Origin of the sequence: Halobaculum rubrum (assembly GCF_019880225.1) — an archaeon.
Lineage (GTDB): Archaea > Halobacteriota > Halobacteria > Halobacteriales > Haloferacaceae > Halobaculum > Halobaculum rubrum.
In genome coordinates this window covers 331,421-343,607 of record NZ_CP082284.1, presented here as the reverse complement: position 1 = coordinate 343,607, position 12,187 = coordinate 331,421, and the positions used below count along the sequence as shown (strand labels likewise).

Annotated in this window: 14 protein-coding genes and 1 pseudogene; 5 read left to right on the top strand and 10 right to left on the bottom strand. The window is 68.8% G+C overall.

Annotation, left to right across the window (positions count from 1 at the left end; all coding sequences use genetic code 11):
* The first annotated feature begins 146 nt into the window (after nucleotides 1-146).
* From K6T25_RS01810 to K6T25_RS01795, 4 genes are all read left to right on the top strand, one after another.
* Nucleotides 147-821: a DUF6517 family protein gene (locus tag K6T25_RS01810; RefSeq protein WP_222915986.1), complete on the top strand. Its 675-nt coding sequence runs from the start codon at nucleotides 147-149 to the stop codon at nucleotides 819-821.
* The gene (locus tag K6T25_RS01805) at nucleotides 818-3,226 is read left to right on the top strand and encodes a hypothetical protein (protein WP_225917781.1); all 2,409 of its coding nucleotides are present in this window, start codon (nucleotides 818-820) and stop codon (nucleotides 3,224-3,226) included. Before K6T25_RS01810 ends, K6T25_RS01805 begins: the two co-directional genes overlap by 4 nt.
* A 175-nt stretch (nucleotides 3,227-3,401) precedes the next feature.
* Entirely contained in the window at nucleotides 3,402-4,310 is a 909-nt protein-coding gene (pdxS, locus tag K6T25_RS01800) for a pyridoxal 5'-phosphate synthase lyase subunit PdxS (protein ID WP_222915985.1), read from the top strand.
* Between the two features lie 218 nt (nucleotides 4,311-4,528).
* Complete coding sequence (locus K6T25_RS01795) at nucleotides 4,529-4,981, top strand: thiol-disulfide oxidoreductase DCC family protein (RefSeq protein ID WP_222915984.1); 453 nt, start codon at nucleotides 4,529-4,531, stop codon at nucleotides 4,979-4,981.
* 9 nt (nucleotides 4,982-4,990) lie between these two features.
* On the opposite strand, the gene K6T25_RS01790 is transcribed toward K6T25_RS01795, so the two are convergent.
* The 3 genes and pseudogenes from K6T25_RS01790 to K6T25_RS01780 all read right to left on the bottom strand — a co-directional run.
* Nucleotides 4,991-5,869, bottom strand: coding sequence for a homoserine kinase (locus K6T25_RS01790; protein WP_222915983.1), 879 nt, complete (start codon nucleotides 5,867-5,869; stop codon nucleotides 4,991-4,993).
* Nucleotides 5,870-5,979: 110 nt separating this feature from the next.
* A complete protein-coding gene (locus K6T25_RS01785; RefSeq protein WP_222915982.1) occupies nucleotides 5,980-6,228 on the bottom strand; it encodes a DUF8006 family protein in 249 nt (82 codons plus the stop codon).
* A gap of 262 nt (nucleotides 6,229-6,490) precedes the next feature.
* Nucleotides 6,491-6,709: pseudogene (locus tag K6T25_RS01780) on the bottom strand (DUF7996 family protein); the annotation flags it as partial.
* 143 nt (nucleotides 6,710-6,852) lie between these two features.
* Between K6T25_RS01780 and K6T25_RS01775 the strand changes: the two are divergent.
* A complete protein-coding gene (locus K6T25_RS01775; protein WP_222915981.1) occupies nucleotides 6,853-8,124 on the top strand; it encodes a GNAT family N-acetyltransferase in 1,272 nt (423 codons plus the stop codon).
* 306 nt (nucleotides 8,125-8,430) lie between these two features.
* Here K6T25_RS01775 and K6T25_RS01770 read toward each other — a convergent pair whose 3' ends face one another.
* From K6T25_RS01770 to K6T25_RS01740, 7 genes are all read right to left on the bottom strand, one after another.
* On the bottom strand, nucleotides 8,431-8,826 hold the full coding sequence (locus K6T25_RS01770) for a type IV pilin domain-containing protein (RefSeq protein ID WP_222915980.1): 396 nt from the start codon (nucleotides 8,824-8,826) through the stop codon (nucleotides 8,431-8,433).
* Between the two features lie 433 nt (nucleotides 8,827-9,259).
* A complete protein-coding gene (locus tag K6T25_RS01765) occupies nucleotides 9,260-10,312 on the bottom strand; it encodes a tyrosine-type recombinase/integrase (RefSeq protein WP_222915979.1) in 1,053 nt (350 codons plus the stop codon).
* Nucleotides 10,309-10,620: a hypothetical protein gene (locus tag K6T25_RS15500; RefSeq protein ID WP_225917780.1), complete on the bottom strand. Its 312-nt coding sequence runs from the start codon at nucleotides 10,618-10,620 to the stop codon at nucleotides 10,309-10,311. Before K6T25_RS15500 ends, K6T25_RS01765 begins: the two co-directional genes overlap by 4 nt.
* Entirely contained in the window at nucleotides 10,617-11,150 is a 534-nt protein-coding gene (locus tag K6T25_RS01755; protein WP_222915978.1) for a hypothetical protein, read from the bottom strand. The genes K6T25_RS15500 and K6T25_RS01755 overlap by 4 nt, the downstream gene beginning before the upstream one ends.
* On the bottom strand, nucleotides 11,147-11,500 hold the full coding sequence (locus K6T25_RS01750; protein ID WP_222915976.1) for a hypothetical protein: 354 nt from the start codon (nucleotides 11,498-11,500) through the stop codon (nucleotides 11,147-11,149). The genes K6T25_RS01755 and K6T25_RS01750 overlap by 4 nt, the downstream gene beginning before the upstream one ends.
* Entirely contained in the window at nucleotides 11,497-11,838 is a 342-nt protein-coding gene (locus tag K6T25_RS01745; RefSeq protein ID WP_222915974.1) for a PadR family transcriptional regulator, read from the bottom strand. Before K6T25_RS01745 ends, K6T25_RS01750 begins: the two co-directional genes overlap by 4 nt.
* Complete coding sequence (locus tag K6T25_RS01740) at nucleotides 11,835-12,080, bottom strand: hypothetical protein (protein ID WP_222915972.1); 246 nt, start codon at nucleotides 12,078-12,080, stop codon at nucleotides 11,835-11,837. Before K6T25_RS01740 ends, K6T25_RS01745 begins: the two co-directional genes overlap by 4 nt.
* Nucleotides 12,081-12,187: the final 107 nt, after the last annotated feature.

The following is a 12,187-nucleotide window of genomic DNA, read 5'->3' as shown; positions in this document are numbered from 1 at the left end:
GCCGGGTCGTCCCCCCGTGTGTGGCGATGAGATTCCGGTGTCGGGCAGTGAGGGCTCGGTGCGGAACGGCGACGCGGACGATATGGTCGTCTCACCGCGGTGTGGCACCCCCGGGACTGATACCGTTCGGTCTCTATGTTCCGACCATGTCACGAGAGGCACGCAGACGGGATGTCTTGCGCGCGGCCGGCGGTGCACTCGCGTTGGGGAGCGCGGCCGCCACCAGCGGTTGTCTCGGCGTCATCACCGGCTCCGAGCCAGCGGAGTTCTCCGCGACGCTCGCGTCCGTTCCGGACTCGACGCTCGAGTCGACCGGATTCGAGGAGTATCGGATCGAGCCGATGGAACTGACTCGGGAGTTCACCGTCGCCGGTCAGACCCGCGAGGTCGTCGTCACGAACCAGCTCGCGCAGTACGACAAGGCCGCGGAGGTGTTCGGCGAACGCCTCCGCGCGTCGATGTTCGTCGCGCTCTCTACCCCGGCGGTCGAGATCGCCGGGCGGACGTTCAACCCCGTCGGGGAGATGAGCACCCGCGAGCTGGCGCGACGGATGCTCACCCAGTACGAGGGGATCGACAACCTCCGGGAGGACGGCGAGGAGACTGTCGCGGTGCTCGGCACCGACACCACCGTCGGGCTGTTCACCGCCGACGCGACGATCGCCGAGGGCGTCACGACCGAGGTGCGGATTCACGTGTCCGAGGCGGTGCGGGCCGGCGCCGACTTCGTCGTCACCGTCGGGGCGTACCCGTCGCTGCTGTCGGGGCAGAGCGACGACGTGTACACGATGATGCGGTCGGTCACCCACGAGGAAGCGTGACCGAACCAACTCGCGACCGGGCCGACCCGGAGGGAGCGCCCGGGGGGCGGCGCGCCGCCGCCGACCGGGAAACGGACGTCGACGGGACGGCCTCCCCGGGGATCACGCGCCGCGACGCGCTCGCGGCCGCCGGCGCCGTCGGGGCGTCGTCGCTCGCGGGCTGTTCCGGGTTGATCGGCGGCGGCGACACGCCCGAGACCGGCACCGTCGACGACGAGCGGGCGCGAACGCTCGCGGTCGCTCACGCGCCGGACCTGTATTTCGGCGTCGGCGAACGGTGGTTCCCGACGGACCCCCGGGAGTACCTGGCGGACGGCGAGTCCGTGCTCGACGGCTTCGCCGCCCTCGACGGCTACTCCCGCGACACCGACCAGGCGGGCGAGCCGCCGAACCGGACCGTGTTCTACAACGCCGTCGACTACCCCGAGACGGACCTCGTCGTCGTCCAGTACTGGATGTACTCGGCGTTCGACCAGTTCTCGATCAACTTCCACTGGCACGACTGGGAGGTGCTGCACGCGTTCCTGGACGTGAGCGAGGACTCCGGCGACCCCGAGACCGGCGATCCGACCCTGCTCGTCGCCTCGGCGCACTCCCGGAAGGTGCCGAACAACGAGTATCTCGACCCCGGGACCGACCGTGCGAGCGTCATCAGCGAGGTCGGGAGCCACTCCTCGGCGCTCGGCGTGAACGAGACGAAGGCGGTGTTCGAGCGACTCCCGATCTCGACGGACATCGCGGACGTCTCCAACGGCTCGCTCGCGCCCTTCGACATCCCCGCGGCGTACGGGCTGCCACGGGGCGAGGGGTACCGACTCCCGTTCTCGGCCCCGGAACTCGACGACGCGCCGTTGTACGAGCACCCGGACCTCCCGAACGTCACCCGTGACCACCTCGTTCCCCCCGAGTTCACCGTCGACTCGTTCTCGGGGATCCCGTCCCCGCCCGAGAACCTCCCGCTTCGGGAGACGGAACTGCGGTTCACCTTCGAGGACGCCGAGGACGCCGCGGAAGCGGACTACGACTACGCCCTCGAACCGATCGCCGAGGTCGGGATCGAGGAGTACGCCGGGCCGCAGTTGAGCTTCGAGTTCGCCGTTCCCTCCTTCGCCGAGGACGCGATCGCGTCCCACCTCACGACCGTGGGAACCCCGCAGGGCCAGCCGCGGTTCGCGAACCCGATCGCGGACGTGACCGACCCCCGGCACCGCTCGGCGCTCTCCGAGCGGTTCGACGTCGACGTGACGGGCCTCGCGGGCGACGTCGTCGGCCTGTTGCGGGAGGCGACCGCCAGCGACGACGCGCCGGGGAGCAACGGCGTCGACACAGTCGAGCCGACCGTCGAGGGGGTCGCGCTCCTCGAATCGGACCCCGAGGCCGTCCCGACGTTCAACGGCGTCGTCGCGCTCCAGGACGTGCCCGAGGGCGACCACACGCTCACGGTCAACGGCGCGGGCGTCGCGCCGTTCAGCCAGGGCCTCGCCCACGAGGAGGACGGCGAACCGACGACCGCGGGCGTCGACGGCGACGTGGTCGTCGCGCCCAACGAGGACGCGGTGAAGGTGCGGGCGTCGCCGCCCGCGGACGCCCCCGGCGTCGGCCGCGTCGCCGTCGAGGACGACTTCGCCGGGGCGGTGTACGACGGGCTCCCGCCGAGCGTCGCGGACGGCGACGACGCGGGCGCCAGTAGCGGCGACGACGGCGGGAGCACCGAGACGGCGACGGCCGCCGACGGCACGGGCGCGAACGAGGGCGACCGCGGCGTCGCGGTGTACGCCCACCGCGAGGGCGCCTACACCACAGAGATCGAGGACGAGGCGGGTGCAGTTGGCGCCTTCCGCGTGAACCCCCGCGCCGACCAGGCGACGGCGACGATCCTTGAGCCCCGGACCGGGAAGGCCTCGCTCGTGTCGTTCCTGCTCACGATCCTCACTGAGACGACCGCGCAGGCGACCGTCTTCGCCGACGGCGACGCGGACGGCATCGACGAGGTCGGCGTCCCCGACAGCACCGCCGAGCAGGAAGGGAGCGCCGAGGACGTCGTCGACGACGTGCTGGCGGCCGCGGCCGAGGCGGCCGGCGACGACAGTGACGATGACGGCGGCGACGGCGCCGGAACCGGCGGCGGCGGAGGGCCCGGAGGCGGTTCGGACGGCTTCACCGGCCTCCTGCGGGCGCTGGAGGCGACGACGACGGCCGCCAAGCGGGCGAACGAGGCGGCGCAGGCCGGGAACGCCGACGGCACCGACAACCGTCTGCGGGGGCTCCGACAGCGGACGGCGGCGCTCACCGACGCGCTCGAACGGACCCGCGAGAAGCTCCCCGGACGGCTCCCGGAGCTCGTCGGCCGACGGCTGCCGCAGGTGGAGCGACGGATCGATCAGGCGATCGAGGCCGACGCCTGAATCGACGGCCGGTCACAGTCGCCTCGGTCTCCGATCGTCTGCTCAACTCTCCACCCTCACACCTCCCGCCACCCCCCTGTGTACGCGCTGAACGACACCCCGAGGGCGACGCCCTCGGGCGCCCCTTCGCCCGGGGAAGGACAACCGTTACGTACGCACGCGCGAATGCACATACATGACCGAGGAGACCGATCTGGAGGAGCTCAAACGCGGGACCGACCTGGTCAAGCGCGGCTTCGCGCGGATGCAGAAGGGCGGCGTGATCATGGACGTCGTCAGCCGGGAGCAGGCGCGGATCGCCGAGGACGCCGGCGCGGTCGCCGTGATGCACCTCGAGTCCGTCCCCGCCGACATCCGCAAGCGCGGCGGCGTCGCGCGGATGGCCGACCCGGGCAAGCTGGAGGCGGTGATCGACGAGGTGTCGATCCCGGCGATGGGGAAGGCCCGCATCGGCCACACCGCGGAGGCACAGATCCTGGAGGCCGCCGGCGCCGACATGATCGACGAGTCGGAGGTGCTCACGACCGCCGACGAGCGCTATCACATCGACAAACGAGAGTTCACCGCGCCGTTCGTCTGTGGCGCGCGCAACCTCGGCGAGGCGCTCCGGCGCATCGACGAGGGCGCGGCGATGATCCGCACGAAAGGCGAGGCCGGCACCGGCGACGTGAACCAGGCGGTCACCCACCAGCGGAGCATCCAACGCTCCATCCGCAAGCTGTCGGGAATGAACTACGAGGAGCGCGACGAGTGGGCCCGCGAGAACGAGGCGCCCCGCGAGCTCGTCCACGAGACGGCCGACATGGGCCGGCTCCCCGTCGTCAACTTCGCCGCCGGCGGCATCGCGACGCCGGCCGACGCGGCGCTCATGATGCAGCACGGCTGCGACGGCATCTTCGTCGGCTCGGGGATCTTCGGCGCGGAGGACCCCACGGAGATGGGCGAGGCGATCGTCCGGGCGGTCAACAACTACGACGACCCCGAGACGCTCATGGAGATCGCGAAGGGGATCGGCGCCGGCATGAAGGGCCAGGCCAACGAGACGATGCCCGAGGAAGAGAAACTCCAGGGCCGCGGCGTCTAACGTAGGGTCACGATCCGCCGCCGCTCGCACGAACGTTTTTCTCCGATACCGGGACCACAGCGACGCGACCGTCGTGACGTGAGACCGGCCGCGGGGCGCACGCGGGTGTGCGACACGCCGTCCCGCGGAGCGTGCGGGCCGTGTCGCCTGTCAGCCACACTCGGGCACGCCGTGTCGCCGCCACGACGTTGAAATCCGTGGCCCACGTAGCGGCCGGTATGGCCGACGCCGACACGGATCCCCTCACGGACGTGGACCCCGATCGTCACCCTGTGGTCCTCTTCGACGGCGTCTGCAACCTCTGTCACGGCGCGATCCGATTTCTCGTCCGCCACGACGATGCGGGCGTGTTTCGGTTCGCGCCGCTGGACTCGCCGGTCGGACGGGCACTCCTGGAGCGTCACGACCTGCCGACGGCGGACTACGACTCGGTCGTTCTCGTCGACGCCGCGGGGGCACACCTGAAGTCGGCGGCGGCGCTGCGGGTTGCCCGCCGGCTCGACTCGCCGTGGGACCTCGCGTGGACCCTGCGAGTCGTGCCGCGTCGCATCCGCGACGCCGTCTACGATCTGGTCGCCGAGTACCGCTACGACGTGTTCGGGAGGAAAGACGCCTGCGAGGTGCCGGAGCCGAAGGTCAGGGAGCGCTTCCCGGAGCGGACGCTGGAGTGACCCTCGGAGCTACAGCACCGTCGCGCCGTCGCCGACGGCCGTCTGGTACGCCCGCGCGCCGACGCCGGCGTCGGCGAAGCCCTCGACCATCGCCGAGGCGACCGCCCGCCGCTCGCCGGGCTCACACACCGCGAGCACGCTCGGACCGGCACCGCTGACGGTGACCCCGGTCGCGCCGGCTGCCAGTGCGGCCTCCCTGACGCCCGCGTACCCGGTGATGAGTTCCGCCCGCGCCGGCGTGACCACCGGGTCGTCGAGCCCGCGCCCGACCAACCGCGGGTCGGACCGGCACATTCCGGCCGTGAGCGTCGCGGCGTTGCCGACCGTCTCGACGTGATCGGCCATCGACACGGAGTCGGGGACGACCCCGCGAGCGTCGCGCGTGGAGACGACCACCTCCGGCAGACACGCGACCAGCGACAGGTCCGTCCCGATGCTCGTCGCGCCGTCGTCGCTGCGGACGATCGTGAACCCCCCGAGCAGCGCCGGGGCCACGTTGTCGGCGTGGGCCTCGCCGGAGACGACCGCCTCGCCCTCGGCGGCGACGGGGACGAGGTCGTGACGGCTGTAGCCGCGGTCGTACAGTTCGTTGAGCGCGACCGCGGCGGCGGCGGCGGACGCCGCCGAGGAGCCCAGCCCCGAGGAGGGACGCACGCCCTTGTCGATGTGGATGTGGGCGGGGGCATCGAGCGCGTCGGCGACGGCGCCGACGACGTTCGTCTCGGGGTCGGTCGGAATGAACTCGGCGCCCGCGCCGCTCACCTCGATCGTCGTCTCGGCTGCACGCTCGACCGAGACGGTGTCTGCCGGGTGCGAGAGCGCGACGCCGAAGGTGTCGAAGCCGCTCCCGAGGTTCGCGCTGGTCGCCGGCGCGCGGGCGGTTACCATGCCGCGTCGGTCCGGCGCGGCGGGCAAAAGGATGACGTTCGGGGCGAGCGTCTGCCGCTCCCGTTCGGTAGTGAACGAGACGTGGGGCGAGGGCCGGCCGTAGCCGCGGATTACCGCCGTGAAACGACGAACACGAGCGGTCCGATGACGACCAGCACGATGCCGAGAAAGAGGTAATGAACCGGAACGAGCGACTGCGGCGTGAGCAGGAACACCACGCCGAACAGCATCGTGTTGAGCGCCATCGCTTTGCGAGACACCGGCAGCGTGGCGAGCGTCGTCAGCACGAACCCGAGCAGCAGCGCCTGTCCGACGTTGTACGGGAGCAGGAAGCTGTCGACGATCTGGAGCGGGATCATCTCTTGTCTCCAGTTCGCCACGGCCGCCGCATTAACGTTCCGTTCTGGCTCGTTTCCGTTCGACGACCCCGCCGGAGATCGCGGTCGCAGGAGGCGTCCCGAGACCCGACCGGGTCCTCCGAGATCGCCGAACCGATCAGTTCGGTCGATCGGTCCCGGGCGTCGACCGGTCACCACCCGAGCCGTCGCCGTCGTCCTCGGGGTCGGCTCCGCTCGGCGCGTCGAACGACGACCCCGACGGCGGGACGTCGCGGTCGGTGCCCGGGCCGGTGATGTCGAGCGGCCGGATCCACCCGTACCACACGACGAACACGGTGAGCCCGTACCCGAGGATGAACACCACTCGGCCGAGGTCGTTGAACCCGAGGAGGCCCAGCTGTCGGCGGACGACCCCCGTTCCGGCGATACCGACCACCAACACCGCCGCGAGCAGGAGTCGGTCGCTGGTGATCCGGTCGCGCAGCCTCGTGTCCTCGCCCATACCGTCGATGGGTGTTCCAGGACCGAGAACCCCGCGATCCGGCGTGACTGTCGGAGCCGCCGTCGGGGTGTCGACCGCTTCGGCGTGCGTATCGGTCCCATCGTGTCGCAAACGCTTTGCCCCGGCAGGGACCCGGTCGTGTCATGCGCTATCGCGCGATCCCCGACGCGCACGAGGACGCCTTCGACGACGCCCTCGTGTACGCGTTCTCGCCGGAACGCGGGCCGAACCACGAGTTGTCGGACCTCGATCAGCCCGCATCGTTCCACCCCCGGGGTCTCTACGAGCACGCCGACCCGGAGGGATCGGACGCAGTCGACGGAACTGATCCCGGCGTAGCCGACGGAGCCGATCTCGACGCCGCCGACCTCGCTGTCGTCTGCGGGTACTACGACTTCTCCGCGCGGATCCGCGGCGACGTTCGCGACTTGGGTGGGGTCGCGACAGTCGCGTCGCCGCCGGAGACTCGTCGCAGCGGACTCGTCCGAACGCTCCTCGGACACGTACACCGCGAGCTTCGCGACGACGGCGTCGCGTTCGCCGCGCTGTGGCCGTTCAAGTACTCCTTTTATCGTCAGCTCGGGTACGAGCGGATCTGCGACTACGCGCGGATAGTCGTCTCCCCCGACGCGTTGACCGGCGCGTGCCCGGACCCCGCGGGCTCGTTCGAACGGCTCGGGGAGGACGACTGGCCCCGCTTGGACGCGGTGTACGACGAGTGGGCGAACGACGAGTTCCGCCTCGACCGGAGCGAGGACTGGTGGCGCCTGCGGGTGGTCCGGTCTCGGGACACCGACCCGTACGTGTACGGATGGACCGACGGCGACCCCGGCGACGACCTCCGCGGGTACGTCGTGTACACGATCCGGGACGGCGACGACGAGGGGAACACGATGGCCGTGAGCGAGTTCGCGTACGCCGACCGTGCGGCGCGCGGACACCTCCTGCGGTTCTGTCGCAACCACGACTCGCAGATCGAACGGGTTCGGTTCACCGGCCCGTCGACCACCCGGCTGTTCGACGACCTCGACGACCCGCGGGCCGCGGAGACGGAGATCCGACCCGGGCCGATGGCCCGCGTCGTCGACGTCGAGGCGGCACTGGAGACGATCTCGTATCCGGACGCCGTCGAGACGACGCTCGTGTTCGACGTGCGTGACGACACGTGCGACTGGAACGACGGGCGCGTCCGCCTCCGCGTCGCCGACGGGCGTGGAACCGTCGAGCGCGTCGCCGCCGACACCGACGTCGACGTATCCCTCGACGTCGGCGCGCTCTCGCGACTGGTTGTCGGCTCACACGGAGTCGAGAGGCTGGTCGAACTCGACGCCGTCGATGTCGAACGCGAGGCGGTGCGGACCGCGCTCGCGGACGCGTTTCCGCCGACGGAGCCGTTCCTCCGCGAGGGGTTCTGACCGCGGAGACGCGATCGTCACCGGGGCCGGGATTCGACCGGTTGCTACCGCTCGATTCCCGATTCGTGTTCGGTGCGTCGAGGTCGCCGAACGCCGGCTCGGTCTTTGCCGCCACGCGGTGTCTAGTACTAAATATACCAACTCATCTGAGAACACTCCTTAGTGACGTACATTCAGGAGTTTGGCTGAACCAGGCACCGAGCCTAACCAGAAATCCGAGCACAGCTTCTCACTCACATACGAATCTCCGTGGCTGTCGCTGGTCGCGACGGTTATTCAAAAACGGGAGTAGCAGAGGGGGTCGCTCTACGGGGCAGTCTCTTCAGCGAGCGTCTGTGAAGTCTCTCCGTTTTCGGAAGTCCAGATCACGCGTACCGTGTCGCCGGTGTTGTATCCGGTCACAGCACTGTCACCTGCGGCAACAGGTGTATCGAAGGCAGTGCTGTTGGAGGCGCTTGCATTCAGAGTCAGTGTCTCACCGGACGGGATTGTGTCACCACCAGTGTGAGTTGCGGTCACATTAGTAGCGTTGAAATCAAACTGAATGTTCGCGTTCGGTGCGGTCTGTTGCACGCTGTTCCCCAGGCCGAGGACGAACGACCCGATCACCGCTGCGAGTATCACTGTAATAGCGACCATCAGGATGACTCCGATCACCGGAGACACGGCACGGTCGTCGCCGAATAGGTTTTTGAAATTCATGGAATCGTTGGTACACAGCGAGCGATCACTACCGCCAACCCTCCTGTGTTGGTTACAGCTTAGTCGTCCTCTGTAATATACTTAGTGTTCAAATTATCACACTTGAACTAAAACGTGACGGCAGACCGGGCAGCAGTCGGTCCGAGGTGGTCGTACAGGCGGGAAGCCGGAACAAGTTCCAGCACCACGCCGTCGCCTTGTTTCGGCGAAGACTAACCGCCCGACGGCTTCGGGGGGTACCAAGAAGTATTCCCGAACAAAACGATGGACTACCGTCTCAGAATCGTTAGGACACGGAAATTGGGTGGCTGGGGAGCCAGTGGCCCAATTCTCACCGGCCAAGGGCCGGTGATACCTTGGATGGGCCAACACGGGAACGCGGTTCTAAGCGACTGACGCGGGGAGATACGGGACATTACGATTTTGTAACGTGTCATAGTTCGTCGGGGATGAACTCGCGCCGACGGCGCATCCGCTGGCGCTTCGAGGCTTGGTCATAGTGCGCTTCCAAGATCTTCTCCGAAACGTCGCCGCGATCGCTGACGACCTCGCGCGGCGTTCCGGCGTCACGGTGGGCCGTGATCGACCCCGCGCGAACGGGGTGAGGCGACCGATTCACCGGGCACTTACTGAGTGTATCGTGAGCTGTCGCCTCACACTCGTTCGGGTCGCGGCCCTCCGGACACTCCTCACCGATCCGGCAGGGTTGCGTCCAGAAGTAGACCCAATCGCGATACGTCGTCGTTGCCGGGCGGCCGCGGGCCGTCGTGATCAGCGGGTTCCGCCCGTAGTCGTCTTGGACCTCGCGACGGCGCGGGCCGTCTATGTAGTCCTCGATGACACCGACGACGCGCGGGATCAGGGAGACGTCCCGTTCCCCGTTCGTCCCGTTCTTGAGGGGCGTCCCCTGTTGCGGGCGGTGGCGGAACTGGAGCGCGCCGTCGTCCCGGTCGAAATCCTCGACGTCGAGGGATCGAAGTCCTCCGAGGCGGCACGAGGTCCGCCAGAACAACAGCATGGCGACGTGTTGGGGCGTCGCATACTCCCACTCTCGCAGGTAGTCGAGGATCGCGTGTGCGCGTTCGGCCTCCAGCAACCGCGTGTCCACGCCCTCACCGTCGCGGACCTGCGGGAGCCGGATCCGGTCGCTGAAATCCGGGGAGACGGCTTTCACGTCGGCCAAGTGGTCGAAGAACACCCGGAGCGTGGACACCTGTCCCTGCATGGAGACGGCGTTGCACGGCTCCATGTCGGGCCAATTCTCCTCCCGCTTGAACACGCGGTAGGCGTGGACATCCCGGAGGTCCACGTCGTTCATGTTCATGATCGGACCGCCGCCGTGGTCCTCGGAAACCAGCCACCGAACGAACGACCCGAGGCGGTACTTGTGAGACTTCAACGTCTCGTCCGCGAGGTTGTACCGCCGCGTGTCGACGTAGTAGTCCAGCGCGGCCTCCGGCGTCATGGGATCGAGATCGTCGCTCACTCTCGTCCCCCGAGCGTGTCCAGCGCCTCACGGAGCTGCGCGGCGTCCGCGACGTTCGCCCGCTCCACGAGTTCACGGACGAGTTCGTCCTTCTCGCGACGCTCCGGATCGTTGTGAACCGTCGGCCACGGAACGCCGCGGACCTCCGTCCAGAGTTCGTACATGTCCGCGCGGTCCAACCGGATCACGATCCGCTCGTCCTCTCGGGTCGAGAAGCGGAGTTCCCACGCCTCGACGTTCGCGCCCGTCGGCCCGTAGGAGATCGACGCCGTCCGGCCGACGATGTACCGCGTCACGTCCAGCGTCACCGGACCGCACCTCCGTCCTCCGCGACCTCCACGCGGTAGGTCCGCGCGTCCTCTCCGTAGGGCTTCACCGTCACCTCACGGATCCCGAGGTGTTGGTTCACGACGCGCCGGCCGTCGGCCTCCAGACTCCGGCGCTTGATGAGCGGGTAGCGGTCGCGATCCGCCGTGCCCGGCTTCATGTCCACCGTCGCGCCGCGGGCGCGGAACACGACGCCCTCGGACACGTCCACGTCGTCGGGAACCTCGATCCCGTCACCGTCGAGGGTCAGCGTCCGGTCAGCCGTCCCGCCGTCGAGGGCCACCCCCGGATCGGCGTCGTTCTCCCCCTCGTGGTCCGACAGCGTCACCGCCGCGACGTGGGTTCGGCGTTCGTCGCACTCCGGACACCCGGCTTGCACGAGGCGGTGGGTCGACTCCACGTCCAGCGTCGCGCCGTCGTCGCGAACGACGGGGTAAACGTGGACCGTCTGTTCGTGGCCGCAGACGCGGCACACGTAGCCGACCGGCGCGGTAACGTCCACGTCGCTCACGCTGTCTCACCTCCGTCGGCTTCGTCGTCCATGTCGGGATTCACACCCGGCTCCTCCGACGCACAGGCGGCGCACGCCCACAGATTCGGACCCTCGGGGTGACCGTCGTTCGTGATGTGCGGGTCCTCGACGTCGCCGCCGCAGATCTCGCACTGGGATCTGTCGTCGCGGTTCTCGCCGTTCTCGTCGTCCATCTCGCGGGCGAGCTCGGCCGCCTCACCGAACGCATCGGCGCGGACGTCCGCGAGAAGTGACGAAGCGGGGTTCAGCGGGTTGTTCGCGCAGAGGGCGTGCTGATCAGCCCGACGATCGAGTTCGTCGGCCAGCCGCTGTAGGTCGCTCTTGTTCACGCAGACGCACCCCCAGCGAACGCGTCGGCGAGCAAGTCGATCCGGCCGCGGAGAAGCTCCCGCCCGGTATCCGTGAGGACGTACTCGTTGGTTCGCTTGTCAAGAGCGGACTTCTCGACGAGGCCGTGTTTTGCAAGGTCGTCCAGTGCCGGGTAGAGACGGCCGTGGTTGATCTCTTGGTTGTAAAGGTCCTGCAGGACGCGCTTCACCGCGAGTCCGTAGGACGTCTCCTCGTCGGCTTCGAGGCGAGCGAGCGCGTAGAGGACATCCCCCTCGAACGCGGTGAGGTCCGTCCAGTTCGTGCTCCGGTCATCGCCAACGTCCACCTCGACACTCATGCCGGTTCACCTCCGTCGGTCGCGACCCGGCACGCGCCATCGTCGAGGACGAACGCGACCTCGCGAAGCGTTACGCCGGCCACGTCGAACCCGCACGGCGCGAGCGTCGTCCGTCCGGGTCCGGCCGTCGATAGGCCGTGATCCGCGAGCGCGCGGCCGCACTCGGGACAATCGGTTCTCAGGAAAAGCGGTACGTCTTCTCGTTCGGGGGTTTCAAGCCCCGGTGTGCTGTCGTCGTACATGGCTTTCGTGCTCCACTCACGAAGGCCCGCGCGGACCGACGCCCAAACGTCGGGTCCGCATCTTACTGCCGGACCCATCGGACAGCGACGGGTCCGCGAAGCACCTT

Coding starts and splice junctions, on each gene's coding strand:
- K6T25_RS01775 (WP_222915981.1), top strand. CDS start 6,853: ATGCGCTATCGCGCGATCCCCGACGCGCACGAGGACGCCTTCGACGAC.
- K6T25_RS01745 (WP_222915974.1), bottom strand. CDS start 11,838: ATGAGTGTCGAGGTGGACGTTGGCGATGACCGGAGCACGAACTGGACG.
- K6T25_RS01790 (WP_222915983.1), bottom strand. CDS start 5,869: ATGGTAACCGCCCGCGCGCCGGCGACCAGCGCGAACCTCGGGAGCGGC.
- K6T25_RS01810 (WP_222915986.1), top strand. CDS start 147: ATGTCACGAGAGGCACGCAGACGGGATGTCTTGCGCGCGGCCGGCGGT.
- K6T25_RS01740 (WP_222915972.1), bottom strand. CDS start 12,080: ATGTACGACGACAGCACACCGGGGCTTGAAACCCCCGAACGAGAAGAC.
- K6T25_RS01770 (WP_222915980.1), bottom strand. CDS start 8,826: ATGAATTTCAAAAACCTATTCGGCGACGACCGTGCCGTGTCTCCGGTG.
- pdxS (WP_222915985.1), top strand. CDS start 3,402: ATGACCGAGGAGACCGATCTGGAGGAGCTCAAACGCGGGACCGACCTG.
- K6T25_RS01785 (WP_222915982.1), bottom strand. CDS start 6,228: ATGATCCCGCTCCAGATCGTCGACAGCTTCCTGCTCCCGTACAACGTC.
- K6T25_RS01795 (WP_222915984.1), top strand. CDS start 4,529: ATGGCCGACGCCGACACGGATCCCCTCACGGACGTGGACCCCGATCGT.